The 23617-nt window shown below is 59.1% G+C and carries 22 protein-coding genes; 10 read left to right on the plus strand and 12 right to left on the minus strand.

Annotated elements, in window-relative coordinates:
- Positions 1-63: 63 nt before the first annotated feature.
- Positions 64-1695, plus strand: coding sequence for a 5-guanidino-2-oxopentanoate decarboxylase (locus tag ACP7BE_RS09325; RefSeq protein WP_095003045.1), 1632 nt, complete (start codon positions 64-66; stop codon positions 1693-1695).
- Here the strand turns inward: ACP7BE_RS09325 and ACP7BE_RS09330 are convergent.
- A complete protein-coding gene (locus tag ACP7BE_RS09330; RefSeq protein WP_095003044.1) occupies positions 1690-2619 on the minus strand; it encodes an AraC family transcriptional regulator in 930 nt (309 codons plus the stop codon). The genes ACP7BE_RS09325 and ACP7BE_RS09330 overlap by 6 nt on opposite strands.
- A 319-nt stretch (positions 2620-2938) precedes the next feature.
- Here ACP7BE_RS09330 and ACP7BE_RS09335 point away from each other — a divergent pair, with 319 nt between their 5' ends.
- Together ACP7BE_RS09335 and ACP7BE_RS09340 are read left to right on the plus strand one after the other, a co-directional pair.
- The gene (locus ACP7BE_RS09335) at positions 2939-3253 is read left to right on the plus strand and encodes a putative quinol monooxygenase (protein ID WP_095003043.1); all 315 of its coding nucleotides are present in this window, start codon (positions 2939-2941) and stop codon (positions 3251-3253) included.
- A 34-nt stretch (positions 3254-3287) separates the two neighbouring features.
- Complete coding sequence (locus tag ACP7BE_RS09340) at positions 3288-3521, plus strand: hypothetical protein (RefSeq protein WP_095003042.1); 234 nt, start codon at positions 3288-3290, stop codon at positions 3519-3521.
- Here ACP7BE_RS09340 and ACP7BE_RS09345 read toward each other — a convergent pair whose 3' ends face one another.
- The 6 genes from ACP7BE_RS09345 to ACP7BE_RS09370 all read right to left on the minus strand — a co-directional run bounded on the left by ACP7BE_RS09345 (position 3522) and on the right by ACP7BE_RS09370 (position 9636).
- Positions 3522-4142 (minus strand): flavin reductase family protein, encoded by a 621-nt coding sequence (locus ACP7BE_RS09345; RefSeq protein ID WP_095003041.1) that lies wholly within the window; start codon positions 4140-4142, stop codon positions 3522-3524. It abuts the gene before it with no gap.
- Between the two features lie 188 nt (positions 4143-4330).
- Positions 4331-4627: a hypothetical protein gene (locus ACP7BE_RS09350; RefSeq protein ID WP_426105624.1), complete on the minus strand. Its 297-nt coding sequence runs from the start codon at positions 4625-4627 to the stop codon at positions 4331-4333.
- Positions 4628-5258: 631 nt separating this feature from the next.
- Positions 5259-6581 (minus strand): MFS transporter, encoded by a 1323-nt coding sequence (locus ACP7BE_RS09355; RefSeq protein WP_095019406.1) that lies wholly within the window; start codon positions 6579-6581, stop codon positions 5259-5261.
- Positions 6582-6840: 259 nt separating this feature from the next.
- Complete coding sequence (locus tag ACP7BE_RS09360) at positions 6841-7662, minus strand: ATPase (RefSeq protein ID WP_095019405.1); 822 nt, start codon at positions 7660-7662, stop codon at positions 6841-6843.
- 29 nt (positions 7663-7691) lie between these two features.
- A complete protein-coding gene (locus ACP7BE_RS09365) occupies positions 7692-8690 on the minus strand; it encodes an NAD-dependent epimerase/dehydratase family protein (protein WP_095003037.1) in 999 nt (332 codons plus the stop codon).
- A 52-nt stretch (positions 8691-8742) separates the two neighbouring features.
- Positions 8743-9636 carry a LysR family transcriptional regulator ArgP gene (locus ACP7BE_RS09370; protein ID WP_426105626.1) on the minus strand — a complete coding sequence of 298 codons (894 nt, stop codon included), beginning with the start codon at positions 9634-9636 and terminating at the stop codon, positions 8743-8745.
- 103 nt (positions 9637-9739) lie between these two features.
- Between ACP7BE_RS09370 and ACP7BE_RS09375 the strand changes: the two genes are divergently transcribed.
- The 7 genes from ACP7BE_RS09375 (at position 9740) to ACP7BE_RS09405 (ending at position 19521) form a co-directional block, all read left to right on the plus strand.
- Positions 9740-10342, plus strand: coding sequence for a LysE/ArgO family amino acid transporter (locus ACP7BE_RS09375; protein ID WP_095003035.1), 603 nt, complete (start codon positions 9740-9742; stop codon positions 10340-10342).
- A gap of 205 nt (positions 10343-10547) precedes the next feature.
- Positions 10548-11144 carry a superoxide dismutase gene (locus ACP7BE_RS09380; protein WP_095003034.1) on the plus strand — a complete coding sequence of 199 codons (597 nt, stop codon included), beginning with the start codon at positions 10548-10550 and terminating at the stop codon, positions 11142-11144.
- A 219-nt stretch (positions 11145-11363) separates the two neighbouring features.
- Complete coding sequence (locus ACP7BE_RS09385) at positions 11364-13439, plus strand: putative bifunctional diguanylate cyclase/phosphodiesterase (protein ID WP_370688618.1); 2076 nt, start codon at positions 11364-11366, stop codon at positions 13437-13439.
- Positions 13440-13600: 161 nt separating this feature from the next.
- Positions 13601-14947 carry an imelysin family protein gene (locus tag ACP7BE_RS09390; protein WP_095003032.1) on the plus strand — a complete coding sequence of 449 codons (1347 nt, stop codon included), beginning with the start codon at positions 13601-13603 and terminating at the stop codon, positions 14945-14947.
- A gap of 955 nt (positions 14948-15902) precedes the next feature.
- Complete coding sequence (locus ACP7BE_RS09395; RefSeq protein ID WP_426105630.1) at positions 15903-17318, plus strand: di-heme oxidoredictase family protein; 1416 nt, start codon at positions 15903-15905, stop codon at positions 17316-17318.
- A 26-nt stretch (positions 17319-17344) separates the two neighbouring features.
- Positions 17345-18409, plus strand: a complete 1065-nt coding sequence (locus tag ACP7BE_RS09400) for an imelysin family protein (RefSeq protein WP_095003363.1) — start codon at positions 17345-17347, stop codon at positions 18407-18409.
- A gap of 14 nt (positions 18410-18423) precedes the next feature.
- Positions 18424-19521, plus strand: coding sequence for a DUF1513 domain-containing protein (locus tag ACP7BE_RS09405; protein ID WP_095003362.1), 1098 nt, complete (start codon positions 18424-18426; stop codon positions 19519-19521).
- Positions 19522-19697: 176 nt separating this feature from the next.
- On the opposite strand, the gene ACP7BE_RS09410 is transcribed toward ACP7BE_RS09405, so the two are convergent.
- The 5 genes from ACP7BE_RS09410 to colR all read right to left on the minus strand — a co-directional run bounded on the left by ACP7BE_RS09410 (position 19698) and on the right by colR (position 23469).
- Positions 19698-19919: a hypothetical protein gene (locus ACP7BE_RS09410; protein ID WP_095003361.1), complete on the minus strand. Its 222-nt coding sequence runs from the start codon at positions 19917-19919 to the stop codon at positions 19698-19700.
- Complete coding sequence (locus tag ACP7BE_RS09415; protein ID WP_095019398.1) at positions 19919-20635, minus strand: lipopolysaccharide kinase InaA family protein; 717 nt, start codon at positions 20633-20635, stop codon at positions 19919-19921. Before ACP7BE_RS09415 ends, ACP7BE_RS09410 begins: the two co-directional genes overlap by 1 nt.
- 3 nt (positions 20636-20638) lie before the next feature.
- A complete protein-coding gene (locus ACP7BE_RS09420) occupies positions 20639-21319 on the minus strand; it encodes a class I SAM-dependent methyltransferase (RefSeq protein ID WP_426105633.1) in 681 nt (226 codons plus the stop codon).
- Between the two features lie 196 nt (positions 21320-21515).
- Positions 21516-22796: a sensor histidine kinase gene (locus ACP7BE_RS09425; protein WP_095003358.1), complete on the minus strand. Its 1281-nt coding sequence runs from the start codon at positions 22794-22796 to the stop codon at positions 21516-21518.
- Positions 22786-23469 (minus strand): two-component system response regulator ColR, encoded by a 684-nt coding sequence (gene colR, locus ACP7BE_RS09430; RefSeq protein ID WP_016779797.1) that lies wholly within the window; start codon positions 23467-23469, stop codon positions 22786-22788. The genes ACP7BE_RS09425 and colR overlap by 11 nt, the downstream gene beginning before the upstream one ends.
- Positions 23470-23617: the final 148 nt, after the last annotated feature.

Genomic DNA, 23617 nt, shown 5'->3' on the forward strand with positions numbered 1-23617 from the left:
GTTGTGCGTACCACAGCCGGCCGTTTCAATGGTCTTTTCCAGAACAAAAAAGGAACAGGACACATGGCGACGTGCGGCGAAGTATTGGTCAAGTTGCTGGAGGCGTACGGGGTCGAACAGGTGTTCGGCATTCCGGGAGTGCATACCGTTGAGCTGTATCGAGGGCTGGCCGGTTCGACGATCAACCACATCACCCCGCGTCATGAGCAGGGTGCTGGCTTTATGGCCGACGGCTATGCACGCACCAGCGGCAAACCGGGGGTGTGTTTTATCATCACCGGGCCGGGAATGACCAATATCACCACCGCAATGGGCCAGGCCTATGGCGACTCGATCCCGATGCTGGTGATTTCCAGTGTGCAGTCGCGCAGCCAACTGGGCGGCGGGCGCGGCAAGCTGCACGAGCTACCGAACCAGAGCGCGCTGGTGGCCGGGGTGGCGGCGTTTTCCCATACGCTGATGTCGGCGACGGAACTACCAGGCGTACTGGCCCGGGCCTTTGCCCTGTTTCAGGCCGGCCGACCGCGGCCGGTGCATATTGAAATACCTCTGGACGTGCTGGTGGAGAATGCCGACGCCCTGCTCGCCAGCCTGCCGGTGAGCATTGCCCGCCCCGGCGCCGCGCCTGCTGCCATTGAACAGATGGGCCAGCTTCTGGCCCAGGCCAAACACCCGCTGATTCTGGCGGGTGGCGGCGCCATCGATGCAGCGCCAGCCCTGTTGCAACTGGCCGAGCGACTGGGCGCGCCGGTGGCCCTGACCATCAACGCCAAGGGCATGCTGCCCTCCTCTCACCCGCTGTTGATCGGCTCGACCCAAACCCTGGTCGCCACCCGCGCGCTGGTGGCCGAAGCGGATGTGGTGCTGGCGATCGGCACCGAGTTGGCCGAGACCGATTACGATGTGACTTTTGCTGGCGGCTTCGAGATCCCGGGCGCGTTGCTGCGTATTGATATCGACCCGGACCAGACCGTACGCAATTACCCGCCGACCCTGGCGCTGGTGGCCGATGCCAACCTGGCGAGCGAGGCATTAGTGGCAAGTCTGGCGCAGTTGCCAGCACGGGATCCGCAGTGGGGCGCTGTGCGGGTCAGCCGTCTGCAGACGCAGTTGGCCACCGAATGGGATGCCCCGACCCGCGCCCAGACGCGTTTTTTGCAGGCGGTTTTCGATGTTCTACCGGATGCCGTGTGCGTCGGCGATTCGACTCAGCCGGTGTACACCGGCAACCTGACGTTTAACCCCGAGCAGCCACGGCGCTGGTTTAACTCATCGACCGGCTACGGCACCCTCGGCTACGCCCTGCCCGCGGCAGTGGGGGCCTGGTTGGGGCGGCGGGCCAATGGCAAAACGGGTGGCCCGGTGCTGTGCCTGACAGGTGATGGCGGACTGCAATTTACCCTCGCCGAACTGGCCAGCGCAGTGGAAGCGCAAACCCCGATCATCGTGCTGCTGTGGAATAACCAGGGCTATGGTGAGATCAAAAAATACATGCTCAATCGCGCCATCGAACCCGTGGGGGTCGATATCTACACCCCGGACTTTATCGCTGTGGCCAAGGCGCTGGGCTGCGCCGCGCAGGTGGTCGAGGGCGAGGCGCAATTGCGCGCCGCCCTGGCCAGTGCCGCCGACCGCCAGGGGCCAAGCGTGATTGAAATCGACGAGGCGCGCTGGCAAGAATTGCTGGCGCTATAGGCTCATGCGCAGACGCGCCAGGTCTCGAACCGGGGGCGCGCCAAACTGGCGGCTGTACTCGCGGCTGAACTGCGACGGGCTTTCGTAACCCACACGGTAACCCGCCGCCGAGGCATCGAGCCCCTCGCTGAGCATCAGTCGCCGGGCTTCGTTGAGACGCAGCTGCTTTTGGTACTGCAACGGGCTCATGGCGGTCATGGCCTTGAACCTGTGGTGCAAGGTCGACACGCTGAGATTGGCTTCGCGCGCCAGGCTGTCGATACGAAGCGGCTGCTCAAAGTTGCCGTTAAGCCAGGAAATAGCTCGGCTGACGCGATGGTTCTGGCTGTTCTGGCTGGCGATTTCATACAAGCGATAGCCCTGGGGGCTGCGCAACAACCGATACAGAATCTCACGGCGAATCAATGGCGCCAGCATGGCAATGTCTTTGGGTGTGTCGAGCAGACGTGTCAGACGCAAGACTGCGTCGAGCATTGGCTGGTCTATAGGCTCAACATACAGCCCGCGCCCTGTGGGTCGCGACGGCACGCCCAGGGGGCCGGCATCGCTGATCAGCGTGGTGATTTCCACCGGATCGATATCCAGGCGCAAGGCCAGTACCGGGTGTTCGGGGGAGATTTCCAGCACCCGGCCACTGATCGGCATCGACACGGACACCACCAGATAATTGAGCGGGTCGTAGGCAAAGTACTCGTCCGCCAGACGCACCTCCTTGCGCCCCTGGGCCATGATGCACAGCGCGGGTTTTGGCAGGCTGGGAGCGAAATCGCTGGGATGACTGTGGCGAGACACAAACAGCGCGTCGACACCGGTGGTGAACGAACCGTCTTGCGGGGCATGGCGAAAAATCAGGTCAGCCAGTTCCACGCGCTGTTTTTCAAGCGCGGGCTCGAGCGCGGGTCGCGGCGGTTCCAGCAGTGACATGGGTTGCATCCTCATCAAAGCAACAGGGCAGGCACAGCTTAAGTTTGTGCAAGGCCAAGGGGTAGCTGATTTCTGTCGTTGTCTTGCCTGATCCTGTCATTGCCTGAAGGCACAGGCCTGCCCAAGCCGTTGCAGACGCTTGACCTTGCTCGAAACCCTGATGAACTGGCCCTTTGCCCGATGATGCCATGAGGCAGCGGTTCGGTGCGCTTTTGCAGAATCGTGCAAGCCTGGGGCAGGAATCGACTAACGGCGTACAGGGGCCGGCCCCTAAGCTTTGAACCTCCCCCCAACACCACTTTGCTTTGTGGAGGCCTGCATGCCCCAGCTTAATGCCGTCAGTCATTTGACACTGGTTCGCGCCCGCGCAGGGTGTTCGGCCCGGGTCGAGGCTTGCCTGAGCCAGTTGATCGAACCGACGCTCCAGACCCCCGGCTGCCTGCACTTTGCCTTGCAGCATTGTGATAACGACCCGCAGCTGTGGCAGGTGGCGGGCTATTGGCAGGATGAACCCTCGATGCTCGCGTATTTCAATTCATCGCTTATGGAAATATACGGCGCGCTGGTGCACCAGCAAGTGGTGGACAGTCTCGATTTTCAGACCTTCAGCGATGTGGGCGGGCTGAACAGGTAGAATGCCGGTTTTTCCACAGGCCGGGAGTTGAAGCATGGCGCGTAAAGAATTTGCACAGTTTGAAGCGGTATCAGCTGTAGTTCCGGTTGAGCCCGGCGTTTATCACGCAGCGATTGCGGTCAAAGCCTTGTACGAAGGTGGAGCGCCGCGCTTTCACAAAATTCTCACCGAGCACACCTTCAAGACTGCGACCGCCGCCGATGCCGCCGCGGCCGAGCAACTTGAAGCCCTGCAAGGCGTCACTGATGACGCCGAACTGGTTTGGTAATCAGCGTGGGCGATGCATTTTGAACAGTGCTTCAGGGCCCAGCTGGAAGTAGTCCGCCGGGCCGCCACCACGCAGGATCGGTTCGGCGGCCGCGGTATCGTAAATCCCGTCCTTGAGCAGGTGCCTGGCAATATGCACCGCCACCACCTCCCCCAGAATCAGCCAGCTCGGCACCAGTTCCTTGTCTGCCCGTTGCAACTGAATGATCTGGGTGACCTTGCATTCGAACGACACCGGCGTCTCGGCCACCCGTGGCACGCTGATCACCCGTGACGGTACGGTGCTCAGCCCGGCCAGCTCGAACTCATTGACCTCGGGCCCAACCATGGCACAGCTCTGGTTCATGGCTTCGGCCAGCGGCCGGGTGGCGAGGTTCCAGACAAACTCGCCGGTTTGTTCAATGTTATTGAGACTGTCTTTGCGGCCCACACTGCAAAACCCGATGATCGGCGGGATGTAGTTGAACGCGTTGAAAAAACTGTAAGGCGCAAGGTTCAGACGGCCCTGGGCATCCTGTGACGAAATCCAGCCGATAGGTCGCGGGCCGACGATGGCATTGAACGGATCATGGGGCAGGCCGTGGCCCTGGGAAGGTTCATAGAAATGGATATCGTCATGCATGGGAAGTGTCCGCAAACGGCTGAGATAGAGGGCCTATAGTGCAAGGCATTTGCCGGGATTACAAAAGCTTGCGAGGTTTTGTAGCAGCTGCCGTAGGAACGAGGCTGCTAAGGATTGGATCTCCACTGTCTTACCCCCAAAAACGACTAAGCCCGGCCAAGGCCGGGCTGGAGTGCCTGATTCAGGTGTTAGCTGAAGTGGGCGCCGTGAGTGCGATCGTAGCCATCAGCAGCGAAGGTGTCCGATTTGGTACGGCTGAAACCGTCTTCTGCAAAGGTGGCCGAGCCGGTTTTGTCGTAGCCGTCCTCTGCAAACGTAGCCGAACCTGTGCGGTCATAACCGTCAGCAGCAACTGCAGCAGAACCTGTACGGCTGTAGCCATCTTCAGCAAAGCTCGACGAATGGGTTTTATCGAAACCATCGGCGGCAAAAGCGTTGAAGGCCTGGGCAGAAAAAGCAGCAGCGAGGATAAGTTTGGTTTTCATGATAAAGCTCCTTGTTTCGTGTTTGGGGTGTTCAGTGGGTATGGGTTTAAGACTACGCCGATTAATTTGATTAAAAAGCGCAAAAAATAGCGCCAAAGAATCGATTAATTCGATATATAAGTCCGCGCCGAACCAGGCTCTTGACGACGTCCAGCTCCCGGTGGGGCGGCACAGATGTTCTGCCGGCCATAGAGGTGTTGCTGAGATTGATAGTGGGCTAACAGAATTAACTGACTATTAATTCAAATAAATCGCACTCACAGACAGGCTTTCATCAGTCCATTACCCATTTTTTGCGGCGCGAGCACCCGTCTTCGCCGGTAAAAAAGCCGATACCCAAACGGCTTTGTACGCCTCGAGAACTGGAGCCTGGAATGAACGAACTTCCTCAGTTCACCTTGGCGTTTTGGGTGATAAAAGTTTGCGCCACGACTTGGGAACTCTGCCTTGGGTGACTACCTGGCGGATGATTTGGAGCTGGATTTCGGCACCATCGGCTCTTGGCGGGTACTGGCGGGGATATTGGTGGCCATGATCGCCGGGAGGCGGATCTGAAAAGCAAACAGGCCGGCCAATTGGCCAGCCTGTCAAATAGCAGTATCGGCTACCCCCTGTGGGAGCGGGTGGGCCGTCAGTCAGTCTCGATGCGCGAGTGCTTGCGGGTGTCTTTCATGGTGGCGTACACCGCCAGCGAGCAGGCAATACAAGCTGTCACGTACCAGTAGTAACCGGTTTCCATACCTGCACTCTTGAACCACAGAGCGATATATTCAGCTGTACCGCCGAAGATCGACACGGTCAGTGCGTAAGGCAAACCAACACCCAGTGCGCGAATTTCCGTGGGAAACAGTTCCGCTTTCACGACGGCGTTGATCGAGGTGTAGCCACTGACAATAATCAGCGCGGCCATGATCAGGAAGAACGCACCCCACCAGGTGGTAATGGTGTGCAGAGTGGTCAGGATCGGTACGGTAAACAGGGTACCCAGTACACCGAAGGCGATCAGGATCGGACGACGGCCGATCTTGTCGGAAAGCGCACCCACCAGCGGCTGAATGCACATGAACAGAAACAGCGTGGCGGCCGAGATGGTGGTGGAATCCGAGATGCTCATGCCCACCGTGTTCACCAGGTACTTCTGCATATAGGTGGTGTAGGTGTAGAACGCCAGCGTGCCGCCCATGGTCAGGCCAACTACGGTCATCAGCTCTTTGGGGTGGCGCAGCAGGGTGCGCATGGCGCTTTCTTTAGGCTTGACCCTGGTTTTTTTGAACGACTCGGTTTCTTCCATGCCTCGACGCAGATACAGCGCGACCACGGCACACAGGGCGCCGATCACGAACGGTACGCGCCAGCCCCAGCTGTACAGTTGCTCTTCGGTGAGGGTCTGTTGCAGCACGATCAGCACGCCCAAAGCGATAAGCTGCCCCGAGATCAGGGTTACATACTGGAAGCTCGAGAAGAAACCGCGACGTTCCTTGGTCGCCATTTCACTCAGGTAAGTGGCCGAGGTACCGTATTCGCCACCCACCGACAGGCCCTGCAGCAAGCGGGCGAAGACCAGCAGGATAGGCGCCCACACGCCGATGGTTTCGTAACCCGGCGACAGGGCAATTACCAGCGAACCGAAGCACATCAACAGGACCGAAGCCATCAGCGCGGCCTTGCGGCCTTTGCGATCCGCGTACAGGCCCATTAGCCAGCCGCCGATCGGGCGCATCAAAAAGCCCACGGCGAAGATCGCGGCGGTGTTGAGCAGTTGTGCGGTGGTGTCGCCCTTGGGGAAGAAGGCCTTGGCGAAGTACAGCGAAAACGCGGCGTAAACGTACCAGTCGTACCACTCGACCATATTGCCGACGGAACCGCTGAAAATCGATTTGATACGGCTGGAGGTGGTCTTTTCTTTAGGCGCCGCAGACACGGCCCCGGCAGGCAGGGTGCTGGAGTTATCCATTGAATGGATCCTTCTTTCATTGTTTTTTTATAGCGCGTCAAAACGCGAGCTTGCTGGGCTATAGCAGAACTTGTGCCAACGCTTGAGACCACGGTTTACATGGCTTGCGGGAGATGGGTAGGCGGGAATCCGCTGATTTTCAGCGTTGCAATAAGCGGAAATCCGCCGACAGGCACATGCAGGTATGACTGACGCCACACATCAGCCCCCTCTCCCTGCGGGAGAGGGCCGGGGTGAGGGGCAAACCCTCAGCACAGGCTCAAGGTCGAGCGCTGATCTGCTTCTGCAGGTTCTGCATCTGGCTCTGCAGGGTGTTGATGTTGCGCGTCATCTGGGCACGGAACACATCGAACTCGGCAGCATTGGCACCTTGAGCTGGTGCGGGGCGGTTCTCAAGTTCGCTTTTGAGCACGATCATATCCTGCTCCAGGCGCTCCACCGCCGCGCCCGGGTTGCCCTGTTTCTTCAAGGCCGCCACATCCGTGGCCTGTTGGGCGACACCTGCCTTGAGCGTGGCCAGTTCAGTACCCAGACTCTTGATATCGGCTTCGAGCCTGGCCTGGCTTTCTTTCTGGGCAGTCACTTGCATCAACATCGCGGCATTGATTTGCTCAAAGCGCTGATCCAGATCCCCCTGCTGCCCCGCCACCAGGCCTTGCTGACGCTTGCTCTGCTCAAGCAGCTGTTCTTCTAGCTGCTTGATCTGCAACTTCAAGGCTTCGCTGCCATTGTTGATTGTCGATTCACTGGCAACCACCTTGCCGGATATGGCCTGCAGGCGCCCGGCTGCCTCTTCGCTGATACGGGCAAAGCTCTCCTGGGTGGCCACCAACTGCTGCTCCATCAGCGAAATCTGCTGGAAGCTCCACCAGCCCAGCCCGCCAACGGCCACCAGCAAGGCGCAGATCATGGCCCACAAAGGCCCGGTACTCGGACCCTTGACCTTGATCACCGGGGTATTGCGCGAATACACCGTGGTGCGCTCACGGGCACCAAAGCTGGACGCCGGTTCGTCATGGTCATCGGTATCGGCGCGAAGGGTCGGCACATTGTCAAAGTCGTCGCGGGCATCGTTACGCATCGTAAACCTTTAAAAATGGCGGCAAGCGGTTAGCGGTAAGGGGATTCCTGAGCTTTCCACCAACCACAGAATTCATCAAGCGCGGACCACAGACTCACCTTGGGATCGTAGTCGAGGTAGTGCCGGGCGCGGCTGATGTCGAGGGTAAAGTCTTTATCCATGATCTGCACCCCCAAACGCGAGAGTGACGGCTCGGGCTGCCCCGGCCATAACTTGCAGGCAGCTTCGTTAAGCGCGCCACGACTGTAGGCCGTGGCGTAACCACGATAACGGGTCACTTGGGGCACGTTCATCTGGCGCATCACATAATTGACCACATCCCAATACGGTATCGGCGTGCCATTACTGATGTTGTAGGCCCTGCCCAACGCCGCTGCACTGCTCAACAGGCTGCTCATCAGCGCTTCGTTGAGGTTTTGCATACTGGTGAAATCGACCTTGTTCAAACCGTTGCCAACAATGGCCAGACGACCTTTGCGCTGCTGTTTGATCAATCGCGGGAAGAGGCTCATGTCCCCTGCCCCCGTCACAAAACGCGGGCGCAGCGCAATCACTTCAAGGCCAAACTCCTGGGCACCGAACACCTTCTGCTCCGCCAGGTTTTTAGTGGCGGCAAAAGGGTGCCTGAAGCGCTTGGGCAACTGTTCTTCGGTCAGGTCGGTGTGGTTGCGACCATCGAAGTACAACGCTGCCGATGACAAATGCACCAGGCGCCGCACCCGCTGTTTCAGACAGGCTTCAACTACGTTTTCAGTCACCAGCACGTTGTCGCGGTGGAAGTCCTGATAGCGCCCCCAGGCACCCACGTGCCCCGCACAATGCACCACCGCATCGACATCCACGCACAAGTCGCGCACCAGCAGGCCATCGGTCAAATCACCCGGGATAAATTCAGCGCCGCGTCGCACCAGATGTTCGACACCTTCGGCCCGACGCCCGCTGACCCGTACGTCAAAGCCCTGCTCCAGGGCAAAACGCGCAAAGCGTCCGCCAATGAAGCCGCTTGCGCCGGTGACCAGAATCTTCATCAATCACTCCAAATGCTGTAATTCGTGCTGCTTGCTCTTTAAACGCCGGTTATCAGGCCAAAGGCACTAACCAACGGGCTGCCGAACGAGATAAATGTTCGGTCAGTTGCCCCAGCAGTTGTCCGCCATTGCGCCAATGATGCCAGTACAATGGCACGTCGATGGGTTTATCTGGCAAAAGCTCCACCAGGCGGCCATTTTCCAGTTGTTCGCGCACTTGCAGCTCAGGCACCAGCCCCCACCCCAGGCCGGCCTCGGCCAAACGGATAAAGCCTTCGGAAGATGGGCATAAATGGTGCTCAAAACCGCCATCCACACCCAGCGAAGCCAGGTAGCGATGTTGCAGAAAATCATCCGGGCCGAACACCAGCGCAGGGGTCTTGGGCAACTGCGCAGCGCTGACGCCATCCGGAAAATGCCGGGCGATAAACGCCGGGCTGGCCAGCGCCCGGTAACGCATGGCGCCCAGCAGCACACTGCGGGCCCCGGCGACCGGCCGTTCACTGGCACACAGGCAGGCAGCCACTTCGCCGGCGCGCATGCGCTTGAGGCCAACGGTCTGATCCTCAACCACCAGGTCCAGCAACAGGTGCTGCTCGGCGCAAAAATCCCCCACGGCCGGCGCCCACCAGGTGGCCAGGCTGTCGGCATTCAAGGCGATGCGCAGGCGCTCTGGAAAACCTTCATTGTCCAGCGCCGGCACCGCACTTTGCAAGTCACGCTCCAGCAAACGCACTTGCTGTACATGGTTGAGCAGGCGCCGGCCGATTTCGGTCGGGCTTGGCGGCGTGGCGCGTACCAGTACCGGCTGGCCGATACGGGCTTCAAGCAATTTGATGCGCTGGGAGATGGCCGATTGGGACAGCCCAAGCACCTGCGCCGCCCGTTCAAAACCGGCCTGTTCCACAACGGCGGCCAGGGCCGAGAGCAACTTATAGTCGAACATCAGTTTTCCTAATGAGCGATCAGCAATATTGGTTTTTCTTATACATCCAAGGACAGGAGAATAGCCAGCAGCAACCCCGCCTGCAGTACAACGAGTAATCCTTATGTGGCAAAGCTACCTTAATGGCCTGTTGGTCGCGTTCGGCCTGATTATGGCCATCGGCACCCAGAATGCCTTTGTGCTGGCGCAAAGCCTGCGCCGTGAACACCACCTGCCCGTGGCGGCATTTTGCGTCGTGTGCGATGCCCTGCTGGTGGCGGCCGGGGTGTTTGGCCTGGCGACCCTTCTGGCGCAAAACCCGCTATTACTCAGTGTTGCGCGCTGGGGCGGGGCGGTGTTCTTACTCTGGTACGGCACCCAGGCGCTGCGCCGGGCGTTTTCCACATCGAGCCTTGAGCATTCTGCCAGCCAGACTGCCCGCTCGCTCAAGGCAGTGATGCTCAGCGCACTGGCCGTCACCCTGCTCAACCCCCACGTTTACCTTGATACAGTGTTGCTGATCGGTTCCCTTGGCGCCCAGCAAAGCGTGCCCGGCGCTTATGTGGTGGGCGCGGCCAGTGCTTCGCTGATGTGGTTTTTCACCCTGGCGCTGGGTGCGGCCTGGCTTGCACCGTGGCTGGCACGGCCAAACACCTGGCGGATCCTGGACTTGCTGGTAGCGGTGATGATGTATGCAGTGGCGCTGCAGTTAATTGTTTCGGGCTGAGCATAACCCTGTTCCCACAGGCAAAAAAAAATAGTCCCACATGTGCTGAAACGTCTATCCCACACAGTTGTCGCGTGGTTATGCCGTCACCCCGGTGCTATGATCCTGACCCTGCGCCGCAAAGAGTAAAAACTCATCGGCGCGTGTTTGGCCGCCCGTGATCGGCCTTGCGCTCATCGCAACTGACCTGATTAGGAGAATCATCATGGCTTTCGAATTGCCGCCGCTGCCGTACGCACACGATGCCCTGCAGCCGCACATCTCCAAAGAAACCCTGGAGTTTCACCACGACAAGCACCACAACACCTACGTCGTGAACCTGAACAACCTGGTGCCAGGCACCGAGTTCGAAGGCAAAACCCTGGAAGAGATCGTCAAAACCTCTTCGGGCGGTATCTTCAACAACGCCGCTCAGGTCTGGAACCACACCTTCTACTGGAACTGCCTGGCGCCAAACGCCGGCGGCCAACCGACTGGCGCGCTGGCTGATGCCATCAACGCTGCCTTCGGTTCGTTCGACAAGTTCAAAGAAGAATTCAGCAAGACTTCCATCGGCACCTTCGGCTCCGGCTGGGGCTGGCTGGTGAAGAAAGCTGACGGTTCCCTGGCCCTGGCCAGCACCATCGGCGCCGGCAACCCGCTGACCAGCGGCGACACCCCGCTGCTGACCTGCGACGTTTGGGAACACGCCTACTACATCGACTACCGCAACGTGCGTCCGAAGTATGTAGAAGCGTTCTGGAACCTCGTTAACTGGAAGTTCGTTGCTGAGCAGTTCGAAGGCAAACCCTTCACTGCCTAAGTCTCGCTCCAGATAAAAAAACCCGGCATTGCCGGGTTTTTTTTGGCTTGCTAAAAAGCCCATCCAATCCGGGCCAGCTAGTATGAAAGCGGCGGGAATTTTTCAGGCTGCGCCTCAAGTTCAAGGTGAAGATACCGACACAGTAGCCGTTACAAGCGCTGCACATTGGTCACTTGCACTCTGGCAAAAAATCGTTCACATACAAGGCCACAGGCATTAATGGCAGGAACAGGGAATAGCGCTTTGAAGCGGCAATTCAAAAACAGCTTGTCACTCAAGTTGCTCCGCATCGTGCTGCTTTCAGCAGTGGTCGTTGGAGGCGTGCTGAGCTGCGCACAGATCGTGTTCGACGCCTACAAAGTCCGACAAGCCGTTACGGCAGATGCCGAACGAATCCTCGACATGTTTCGCGACCCCTCAACCCAGGCGCTTTACAGCCTGGATCGCGATATGGCCATGCAGGTTATCGAAGGTCTGTTCCAGGATCCGGCGGTGCGCAAGGCTGCCATCGGCCATCCCAATGAAGCGCCGCTGGCCGAAAAAAACCGCGAGTTGCAAAGCTCATCGAGCCGCTGGGTGACCGACCTGATACTGGGTCAGGAGCACAGGTTCCGCATTCCGTTGGTTGGCCAAGGCCCATACAGCGAGTACTACGGCGACCTGAGCATCACCCTCGACACCGCAACTTACGGTCAGGGCCTGTTGACCGATTCGGCGGTGATGCTGTTTTCCGGCCTGTTGCGCGCTCTGCTCATGGGGCTGGTGTTGTATCTGGTCTATCACTGGCTGCTGACCAAGCCGCTGTCAAAAATCATCGGGCACCTGACCAGCATCAATCCCGATCGCCCCAGCGAACATGTGATCCCTCTGCTCAAGGGCCACGAGCACAACGAGCTAGGGGTGTGGGTCAATACTTCCAACCAGTTGCTGGCCTCGATCGAGCGCAACAACCGTTTGCGCCACGAAGCCGAAAGCTCGTTGCTGCGCATGGCCCAGTACGACTTTTTGACCGGCCTGCCCAACCGCCAGCAATTGCAGGGGCAACTGGGCAAGATCCTCACCGATGCAGGCCGCCTGCAACGCCGTGTCGCCGTGCTGTGCGTGGGCCTGGACGACTTCAAGGGCATCAACGAACAGTTTGGTTATCAAACCGGCGACCAGTTGCTCCAGGCCCTGGCCGACCGTTTGCGCGCCCACAGCGGCAGCCTCGGTGCGCTTGGCCGTCTGGGCGGCGATCAGTTTGCCCTGGTGCAGGCCCATATCGAACAGCCCTATGAGGCTGCCGAACTGGCCCAGAGCATTCTCGACGACCTCGAATCGCCGTTCAGCCTTGACCAGCAAAATATCCGCCTGCGCGCCACCATCGGCATCACCCTGTTCCCTGAAGACGGCGATACCACTGAGCAGTTGCTGCAAAAAGCCGAACAGACCATGACCCTGGCCAAAAGCTATTCGCGCAGCCGTTATCAGTTTTATATCGCCAGCGTCGACCGCGAGATGCGACGCATGCGCGAACTGGAAAAAGACCTGCGCGAAGCCCTGCTGTGCAACCAGCTTTACCTGGTCTATCAACCGCAGATCCGCTACAGCGATCACCGCGTGGTCGGCGTAGAAGCCCTGCTGCGCTGGCAGCATCCGGAGCACGGCATGGTGCCGCCCGACCTGTTCATCCCGCTGGCCGAGAAAAACGGCAGCATCATTGCCATTGGCGAATGGGCGCTGGACCAGGCCTGCGGCCAGCTGCGCGAATGGCACGACCTGGGTTTCAGTGAATTGCGCATGGCCGTCAACCTGTCCACCGTGCAGTTGCACCACATAGACCTGCCCCGGGTGGTCAACAACCTGCTGCAACGCCACCGCCTGGCCCCGCGCAGCCTTGAGCTGGAAGTGACTGAAACCAGCCTGATGAAAGACATCAGCACCGCCGCCCAGCACCTGCTGAGCCTGCGACGCTCCGGTGCATTGATTGCGATTGATGATTTCGGTACCGGTTATTCATCCCTGAGTTACCTCAAAAGCCTGCCGCTGGACAAAATCAAGATTGATAAAAGCTTTGTGCAGGACCTCATCGATGACGGTGACGATGCCACCATCGTGCGCGCCATCATCCAGCTCGGTAAAAGCCTTGGCATGCAGGTCATCGCCGAAGGTGTCGAAACGGTCGAACAGGAAGCCTATGTGATCGCCGAGGGCTGCCATGAAGGCCAGGGCTACCTGTACAGCAAACCCCTTGGGGCACGGGAGCTGGTGGCTTATCTCAAGCAGGCCCGACGTAACAAGGCCGTCATTATGTAAGTCCTTATTTCGAGATTCATGAAAGACCCGGGGCAGAGCTGAAGTAAATAAGAAATATTTCCAACAGTAGCCCTTTACAGAAAATGCATATCTTTCGCATCATGTGGCAGTTTCGCGTGCAGCCGCACGCTTGTCCCACCTCTCGAAGCAGGATTTTCGCCATGATTCGTATGCCTCTGGCTACCGCCAGTCTGCTGGCCATTGCTATCTCACTCGCCGGCTGTGGCGACAAGGACAAGGAAAAAACCGCAGCAACCCCTACGCCAGCAGCCGCCACCAGTACCGCGACGCCTGCCACTGACATCACGGCGGCAAAAGTCGACGAAGCTGCCGCCAAGGCCGTCGTTGCCCATTACGCCGACATGGTTCACGCCGTGTACAGCGATGCCGAAAGCACTGCCAAGAAACTGCAAACCGCCATCGATGCATTCCTGGCCAAGCCCAACGACGAGACCCTCAAAGCTGCCCGTGCCGCCTGGGTTGAAGCTCGCGTGCCTTACCTGCAGAGCGAAGTGTTCCGCTTCGGCAACACCATCATCGATGACTGGGAAGGCCAGGTGAACGCCTGGCCCCTGGACGAAGGCCTGATCGACTACGTTGACGCCAACTACGCCGGCGCACTGGGCAACCCGGGTGCCAACGCCAACATCATCGCCAACCCCCAGATCCAGATTGGTGAAGACAAGGTCGACGTAACCGAAATCACCCCGGAAACCCTGGCCAGCCTCAACGAGCTGGGCGGCTCCGAAGCCAACGTAGCCACCGGCTACCACGCCATCGAATTCCTGCTGTGGGGCCAGGACCTCAACGGTACGGGCCCGGGTGCAGGCAACCGTCCTGCTTCGGACTACCTGGAAGGCGAAGGCGCCACCGGTGGTCATAACGATCGTCGTCGCGCCTATCTGAAAGCCGTGACCCAACTGCTGGTCAACGACCTCAACGAAATGGTCGGCAACTGGGCACCAAACGTGGCTGACAACTACCGCGCCACGCTGGAAGCCGAGCCGGTACAAAACGGCCTGCGCAAAATGCTGTTCGGCATGGGCAGCCTGTCGCTGGGCGAACTGGCCGGCGAGCGGATGAAAGTGTCCCTGGAAGCCAACTCCCCTGAAGACGAGCAGGACTGCTTCAGCGACAACACCCACAACTCGCACTTCTACGATGCCAAGGGCATTCGCAACGTGTATCTGGGTGAGTACGTGCGTGCTGACGGCACAAAAATGACCGGCCCAAGCCTGTCGTCGCTGGTGGTGGTCATTGACCCGGCTACCGACGCCACGCTCAAATCCGATCTGGCCGACACCGAAGCCAAGATCCAGGTCATGGTTGACCGCGCCAACAAGGGCGAGCACTACGACCAGTTGATCGCAGCTGACAACGCTGCGGGCAACCAGGTTGTGCGTGATGCCATCGCTGCCCTGGTCAAGCAGACCGGTGCCATCGAGCAAGCCGCTGGCAAGCTGGGCATCAGCGACCTGAACCCGGACAACGCCGATCACGATTTCTGATCTGCAACGTTTGAGTGAATGAACAATAAGGCGACCTTCGGGTCGCCTTTTTTGTAGGCCGCTTCGGCGCGAGCAAGAGAACTTCAACATCGAGCCTGCTCGCTACGACAAGGTTTTGCCTTTGCCTTTGCTTTTGCTTTTGCTTTTGCTTTTGCTGTGGCCACTCGATTAGTCAAGCGACGTGAATGCCCCTCACAGAAGGCCGAACGCAGGTGCTGTTATGGGGGTGGCGCGGCAGGACGCCGCGCCAGCCGCGATGGGCCATGGATGGCCCGTCGCGGCGTGCCCCCATAACAGTGCCGGAGTGAGGGCACCGGCGAGCCTTGGCGAGGCGGCCGTATGGTAGGGCAAGGCCTTTTTGCTTACTTTTGTGGCTGTTTGACAAAAGTGAGCCGCCGTAAGGGCGGAACCCGTAGAGAGCCGTGGCACATCGAATGGATATGTACTTGGTGGCTCTAACTTGAACTTTGAGTACATATCCGGCATTCATGTCTAACTGGGATATTGGTTTCGCTCTTACAGCGAGTCACTTTTTCCAGACGCCGAAAAAGTAACCAAAAAGGCTTGCCCCTGGCGTACGGCCTTCGCTGCGCTCAGGTTCCCTCACTCCGGTCCCGCTCCGTGGGCACGCCGCCACGGGCCATCCATGGCCCATCGCGGCTCTCCCGGCATCCATGCCGGTCGACCCACTGCGCAGAACCTCCACTCGGCCTGCCGATGGGGCCAGCAGATCAAAATCAAAAGCCAGATCAAAAGCTGCCGAGGCGGTCGAGGCGGTCGAGCGGCCGGTTTGGATGAGGGATTTGCGAACAACAGGCGGGCTTGATCGGCAACAGAGTTTCTACAGGGTCATTTGTCTGCCCCAAGTCACAGCAAACGCTAATCCCTCTTATTTCAATTCCCCTTCCCTGCTAAACTTTGCGCCCTCGATTTTGCTCGCTGATCTGGACGTTTGATGCCTTCGTTGCCTCTTCGCCTGTCTCTGCTGCTCATGGCCCTGTGCCTTGGCGGTTGTGATAATGCCCCGCGCTTTACCAAACCCGAGCCCGGCGAAGCCCGCTCAGGCGGGGCTACTACGGTGCGCAAAACCGATCAGAACTCGTTTTCCATGCCCTCGGCCAACTTGTCACCCACCCGGCGCCTGGATTTCAGCGTCGGCAACAGCTTCTTTCGCAGCCCCTGGGTCATAGCCCCGTCCACCACAACCGCCCGTGATGGCCTGGGCCCGTTGTTCAACACCAACGGCTGCCAGAACTGCCACATCAAGGATGGTCGCGGCCACCCTCCCGCTCCGGGCGCCAAGAACTCGGTGTCGATGCTGGTGCGCCTGTCGATCCCCAACGACCCTGCTTACTCCACGCTGATCGAGCAGGCAGGCATCGTGCCCGAGCCGGTCTATGGTGGCCAGTTGCAGGATATGGCCGTGCCCGGTGTAGCTCCCGAAGGCAAGGTTCGGGTCGATTACGAGCCGGTCACCGTGCGTTTCAAGGACGGCACTGAAGTCGAACTGCGCAAGCCCACCCTGCAGATTACCCAGCTGGGTTATGGCCCGATGCATCCCGACACCCGCATGTCGGCCCGCATTGCACCCCCGATGATCGGCCTGGGGCTGCTCGAGGCCATTCCCAACGAAGCCATTCTGGCCAATGCCGACAAACGTGAGGGTATTGCCGGGCGCCCGAACTGGGTGTGGGATGACGCGCAACAAAAGACAGTGTTGGGTCGTTTTGGCTGGAAAGCCGGGCAACCGAACCTCAATCAACAAAATGTTCACGCTTTTTCTGGTGATATGGGGCTCACGACCTCCCTGAGGCCCTTCGATGACTGCACCAAGGCCCAAACTGCCTGCCTCGAGGCGCCCAACGGCAATGGCCCGGATGGCGAACCCGAGGTCAGCGACAACATTCTGCGCCTGGTGGAGTTCTACACTCGCAACCTGGCCGTACCCGCCCGCCGTGATGTCGGCGCACCCCAGGTGCTGGCCGGGAAAAACCTGTTCTACCAGGCCGGCTGCAACTCATGTCATACGCCAACGTTCACCACATCGGCCAACGCCGCCGAGCCCGAGCTGGCCAATCAGGTCATCCACCCCTACAGCGACTTGCTGCTGCACGACATGGGCCCGGGCCTTGCCGATAACCGCAGCGAATTCGCCGCCAGCGGCCAGGACTGGCGTACGCCGCCGTTGTGGGGAATCGGCTTGACCCAGGCGGTAAGTGGCCACACCCAGTTTTTGCACGATGGTCGTGCCCGCAACCTGCTGGAAGCCGTGCTCTGGCATGGCGGCGAGGCCGAACCGGCCAGGCAGCAGGTGTTACGCTTTAATGCCGAGCAACGCGCCGCGTTGCTGGCGTTCCTGAACTCTCTTTAACGCTTTACAAGATCGGGGACCCCGACATGTTTCGACCCAAGCTGTTGTTCACCAGCCTTGCCGCCATCGCCCTGGCGGCCTGCTCGCCACAAGACCCGCAGGCCGTCACCTCGGCAGCCATCGCCAAACAAGTGATCCTGCCTACCTACAGCCGCTGGGTTGAAGCTGACCGCCAGTTGGCCGTCAGCGCCCTGGCCTACTGCCAGGGCAAGGAAACCCTGGAAACGGCCCGCGCCGACTTCCTGCATGCGCAAAAAGCCTGGGCCGAGCTGCAACCTTTGCTGATCGGGCCGCTGGCCGAGGGTAATCGTTCGTGGCAGGTACAGTTCTGGCCGGACAAAAAGAACCTGGTCGGCCGTCAGGTCGAACAATTGGTGATCGCTCAGCCGCAGATCGATGCCGCGGCCCTGGCCAAGTCCAGCGTTGTGGTGCAAGGCCTGTCTGCCTACGAATACATTCTGTTCGACAGCAATATCAACCTGGCCGACGATGCGCAAAAAGCCCGTTACTGCCCGCTGCTGACTGCCATCGGCGAACGTCAGAAGCAACTGGCCGAAGAGATTCTGGCCAGCTGGAACAGCACGGACGGCATGCTCGCACAAATGAGCAAGTTCCCCAACCAGCGCTACGCCGACTCCCACGAAGCCATCGCTGACGTGCTGCGCGTGCAGGTCACCGCACTCGATACCCTGAAGAAAAAACTCGGCACGCCAATGGGCCGCCAGAGCAAAGGCATCCCGCAACCGTTCCAGGCTGATGCATGGCGCAGCGAGTCGTCACTCAAAAGCCTGGCCGCCAGCCTGGCCGCAGCCCAGACCGTTTGGGCCGGTGTCGACAACAAGGGCCTGCGCAGCCTGCTACCCGCTGAACAAAAGCCGTTGGCTGACAAGATCGACGCGGCCTACGCCACCTCGCTCAAGCTGTTCAATGACAACCAGCGCACCCTCAACGAGTTGCTGGCTGACGATGCCGGGCGCGCCCAGCTCAACGCCATCTACGACAGCCTCAACGTGGTTCACCGCCTGCACGAAGGCGAACTGGCCAAGGCCCTGGGCATCCAGCTGGGCTTTAACGCCAACGACGGCGATTGATAAAGGAAGGTTCGATGATGCGCAGGCAAGCACTCAAGCTTGGTGGCTTATTGCTCAGTGCAATCACGCTGGGCGGTTGGTCACTGTTTAAACAGAAAGGCCAAAGCCCGTTGCTGCTGAGTGCCCGCGACGATGCAGACGGCAATCACCTGGCTGTTGGTTATCGTCTGGATGGCACTCAGGTGTTCAGCACCCGGGTCGGCCAGCGCTGCCATGACATCATTAACCATCCGACACTGCCCATTGCCCTGTTCGTGGCGCGGCGCCCCGGTACCGAAAGCTACCTGATCAGCCTGACAGACGGGGAGTTGCTGCAAACCCTGACGTCCCGGCCCAACAGGCATTTTTATGGGCACGCGGTCATCCATAAAGACGGCGAGTGGCTGTACACCACTGAAAACGACACCACTGATCCGGGCCGTGGCTTGCTTGGGGTTTATCGCTTTGAAGGCGAGCGCCTGATCCACAGCGGTGAAATTCCCACCCACGGCGTCGGCCCGCATCAGGTGTCGTGGATGCCTGACGGTGAAACACTGGTGGTGGCCAACGGCGGTATTCGTACCGAAGCCGAAAGCCGGGTCGAAATGAACCTGAACGCGATGGAACCCAGCCTGGTGCTGATGCACCGTGATGGCAGCCTGATCAGCCAGGAAACCCTGAGCCAGCAGATGAACAGTGTGCGCCATTTGGGCATTGCCAGTGACGGCACCATCGTCGCTTGCCAGCAATTTATGGGGGATGCCCATGAGTTGTCGGAACTGTTGGCCATCAAGCGTCCCGGCCAGCCATTTGAACCCTTCCCGGTGGCCGAGCAGCAACTGCGCGCCATGGGCCATTACACGGCCAGTGTCGCGGTTCACAGCGAGTTGCGTCTGGTTGCGCTGACGGCTCCGCGGGGCAATCGGTTCTTTATCTGGGACCTGGACAGTGGCGTGCTGCGCCTGGATGCGCCATTACCGGATTGTGCTGGGGTGGGTGCAGTGGAGGATGGCTTTGTGGTTACGTCCGGCCAGGGCCGTTGCCGTTTCTACGATTGCCGTCAGAGCGAGCTGATAGCCAAGCCATTGGATTTACCCTCGGGGCTTTGGGACAACCATTTGCATATCATGTAGAGCTGCAGAAACACTTGTAGTCGCTGCCTAAGGAAAGAGGCTACGTCCGGCTGCGCAGCAGTCGTAAACCCAAAGATCACGGTGTATCAGATACACCAACGCTGGATGGCTTTACGACTGCTGCGCAGCCGGACGTAGCCTCGCACGGCTCGTCAACTGCTACAGGGACTTGGCTATTACTTCTTCAGCCCCTGGCTCATTCCAAACATAAACAGCAACAGGTCGTGGTCGGGCCGGGTTGCTACCGCAGCTTTGACCACCCGCGGCAACGGACAATGAGCCCCTATTTGGGCCCCGCTCAACACTCGAGTCACAGGCTGTTCCCATGCGGCAAACGCCACGCCAGCAATGACCAGGGCACCCAGCAGAAACAAACTTCGTGCTATTTCTCGCTTCATCACCGTAAACCTTTGATAGCGCTGCCAAACACTGTTTTATAAAAGTAGATCAGTCTGTCCCACTCTGTAGCACTCCACGACGAATGGCGCCGCAATTGCTTAAGATCGTGGGAAGCGGCTTTTTGGGCCGTCAGGCGTTGCCGACTTTTTTCCAGGTCCAGCAAAGCCACGTCAACCTCGGCTCCCTCGCCCTGCCCCGTCACCCGTACAAAGACATGTTTGGCGTACAGGCAGCCGTGCTGCCAACGGCCCAGGTGCATACGAGCCAAGGTATGGCCTATCGCTTCAAGCACTCGGTCATGTACCGCTTCACCGCAGCGCTCGCGCTCACCGGCGGCGTACCAGTTATCGATTTCAACAAAGCCTTCCAGGCCCACGGTCACCAGCAATGCACGCCATTGCTTGTCTGTTGCTTGTTGCGCTCCGCAGTACACCAGCTCCGGCACACCAACCGACAAAGCGCTCAAGGCCAGCAACGCATCCTGTTCACGCAACACCGTCGGGCGACCCAGCGGGTAACGCCAGCTACGGTAGGTATGCCCCACCTGTCGTTTGGCGTAGAGCAAGCGCCCTTCACCATCATGAATCCGTTGTACACCACTCTCGCCACCACGACGCTGATTGGGCTCTTCAACCCATTCGCCTTGCTGATTCCAGTAAAACTCGAATGGGTCTTCAGTCGCAGAGGGGGATTGCTGTACAAAATCAACGGTCATGAGTTATCTCTTTCGTAATACGTAAACCCGCCACATCGCATAGAGCGGAATAAAGTCCAAATGGTTCTGAACGGTGAAACCTGCCTTTTTGAATTCCGCCTCCACTGTAGCAGCAGGTAACACAAAACGATTTTGGTAACCGTATTGATCTGCCTCTGCAGCGCGTTGACGCTCGAGACGCTTGCGTTTCCAGGCCTTAAAATTGCCATCTACCCACAACGAGATAATCACACTGTCCCGGCTAACGCGATGAAGCTCCCGTAATAGAGCCATCCGGTGGCTTGCATCGCCAATGTGGTGCAACAAGCGCATGCAAAAAACACTGTCAACCGAGTTGTCAGGCAAATCTATTTCAAAAGCTGACATCTGCAAGCGCCGTACCCGTTTCACTACGTCGGCTGGTTGGGCCAAAGATGCCACCTCCAGCATGGACGCCGAGTTATCGGCACCGATGATCTCGCGGCTTGGCATTTGTGCCAGCAACGGCCAGAAACGGCCCGCGCCACAAGGCAAATCGAGAACGACCTGAGGTTCGCCTGCCAGCTGCAAAGCGCGACCCGCCAATTGTTCATCGCGCTTGTGCGACAAACGTCGGGCCAGGCCGTCCTGATGCTTGATCAGGTATTGCGTAGCGTGATGCTGGTCGTACTTTTCAGAAAATTTGAGTTTGATGATCGAGTTCATGCAAGTGCTCCAGAAGCTAATGAGCACTACCTTAATCAGCGGGACGTGTGCATCAGGTCATGGACAGGTGAAAATTCTGTCAGACCATTCATACAAACATTTCAAGGTTTTACAGGTTGAAAGTACTGGCGCAGGGCCACTTACGCCCAGACTTTCGGGGGGTGCGGCCTGCAGAACGCAGGCCGCAGAAAAGACTTCAAACCTCGGCCGGACCAAGCTCGACACGAAAACGGCAGCCATTTGGTTCCATGGTGGTCAGTGTGACCCGCCAGCCCTGGCTATCGCAGATGCGCTGCACCAGTGACAGGCCAAGCCCCAGGCCTTCACCGCGTTTTTCGCTGCCGCGCACAAAGGGCTGAAACATCGCCTGGCGCTTTTCTTCAGGGATGCCCACGCCGCTGTCTTCCACCACAAAACCGCTGGGTTCCAGGGTCAGCCGGATAAACCCGCTGTCGGTGTAGTGCAAGGCATTGCGCAACAAGTTGCCCATGACTGCATGCAGGAAAGTGGCGTTATAACGGGTATCCAGCGGATTGCCGGGGTCGTAGATCAGCTCAAGACCCTTAGCTTCAATCGGCTCGCGCCACAGGCTGATCAGGCCTTCGGCCACGGTAGTCAAGGTCACCGTAGGCGACATGTTGGCATCCTCATGCTGGGCACGGGCCAGCATGAGGAAGGTTTGCACCAGTTCGCGCATTTCCTCACAGGCACGGGAAATACGCTCGACCTGTGAACGACTGCGCTGATCCAGCGACGGGCTTTCCAGCAACAGCTCGCAGGAACTGGCCAGCACCATCAGCGGAGTACGCAGCTCGTGACTGACATCACTGGTGAACAAACGCTCGCGGGTCAGGGTGTCGCGCAACCGACCCAGCGTGGCATCGAACGCCACTGCCAGCTCGCCCACTTCATCGGCCGCATAATCCGGGGCCAACGGCGGCGCCAGCCCCAGTAACTGATCGCGATGGCGGACCTGGCGTGCCAGACGGATAACCGGAGCCATCACCCGCCGCGCCAGGGTCCAACCCAGGAACACCGCCAGCGCCAGCGCCAGGACAAAACCGACGGCGACCACAGCAAACAACACGCGCTCGCGCTCTTCAAAATCGCTCTGGTCTTGCAGCAGGACATAACGCCGGCCATCGACCACTTCTACCATCGCGTGATACGACAACTGGTCACGGAACACTTCATGAAAGCCCGGATCCAGATGACGCAGGTCCTTGGGCAGGGCAAAGTCGCCACGCCCGCCACTGAAATAAAACAGCTGGCTCGGCTTGGGGCGATGGTTCCACTCCGCGCCGTTGTCCATCAGCAACAGGCGCTGCAAATCCCCGCCCAGCCCTGCCGATATGAGTTTTTCTTCGACCAGGTGCACGGTGGCAATAATGCCCACAGCGAATGTCCCTGCCACCAGCGCGCTCATCAATGCAAAAGCGATGATGATCCGCTGGGAAAGACTTTGCCTAAACTCCATCACGAACCTCGGCGAGGCGATAGCCCACGCCATGTACGGTGTGCAACAGAGGCTTGTCGAACGGCTTGTCGATGACCTGACGCAATTGGTGGACGTGGCTGCGCAGGCTGTCGCTGTCCGGGCAATCATCGCCCCACAAGGCTTCTTCCAGCACTTCGCGGCGCAATACATGGGGGCTTTTCTGCATGAGTACCGCCAGCAATTTCAAGCCCACCGGATTGAGCTTGAGCAGACGGCCTTCACGGGTCACTTCCAAGGTATCGAGGTCGTAACGCAACTCGCCGACCTGCAACTCTCGTCGCCCGCCGCCCTGGGCACGACGCAAAACCGCCTCGATGCGGGCAGCCAGCTCGGACAGGGCAAAGGGTTTTAGCAAATAGTCATCGGCACCTGACTTGAAGCCTTGCAGGCGGTCATCCAACTGGTCGCGGGCGGTCAGCATGATCACCGGGGTATCGCGACGGGCATCTTCACGCAGGCGCTTGCACAGGGTGTAGCCGTCGATGCCGGGCAACATGATATCGAGCACAATCAGGTCGTAATGCTCGGTGGCCGCCAGGTGCAGGCCCGACAAACCATCTTGCGCACAGTCAACGGTATAGCCCTTGAGACCCAGGTAGTCGGCAAGGTTGGCGAGGATATCGCGGTTGTCTTCAACCAATAGAATTCGCATGGGCACTCTCTCCGTTCACAGTTACGGCCGTCTTGGCCCGCGCAGCTTAAGGCCAAGAACCCCGCAGGGCCAGCACCACAGGGCGCTCAGACAATTTAGTTACGACTCTCACATAAATGACATTTTTTTTACTGTCGGTTCACAAACT

Source organism: Pseudomonas sp. TWR1-1-3 (assembly GCF_049896805.1).
In the GTDB taxonomy this organism is placed as follows: domain Bacteria; phylum Pseudomonadota; class Gammaproteobacteria; order Pseudomonadales; family Pseudomonadaceae; genus Aquipseudomonas; species Aquipseudomonas bubulae.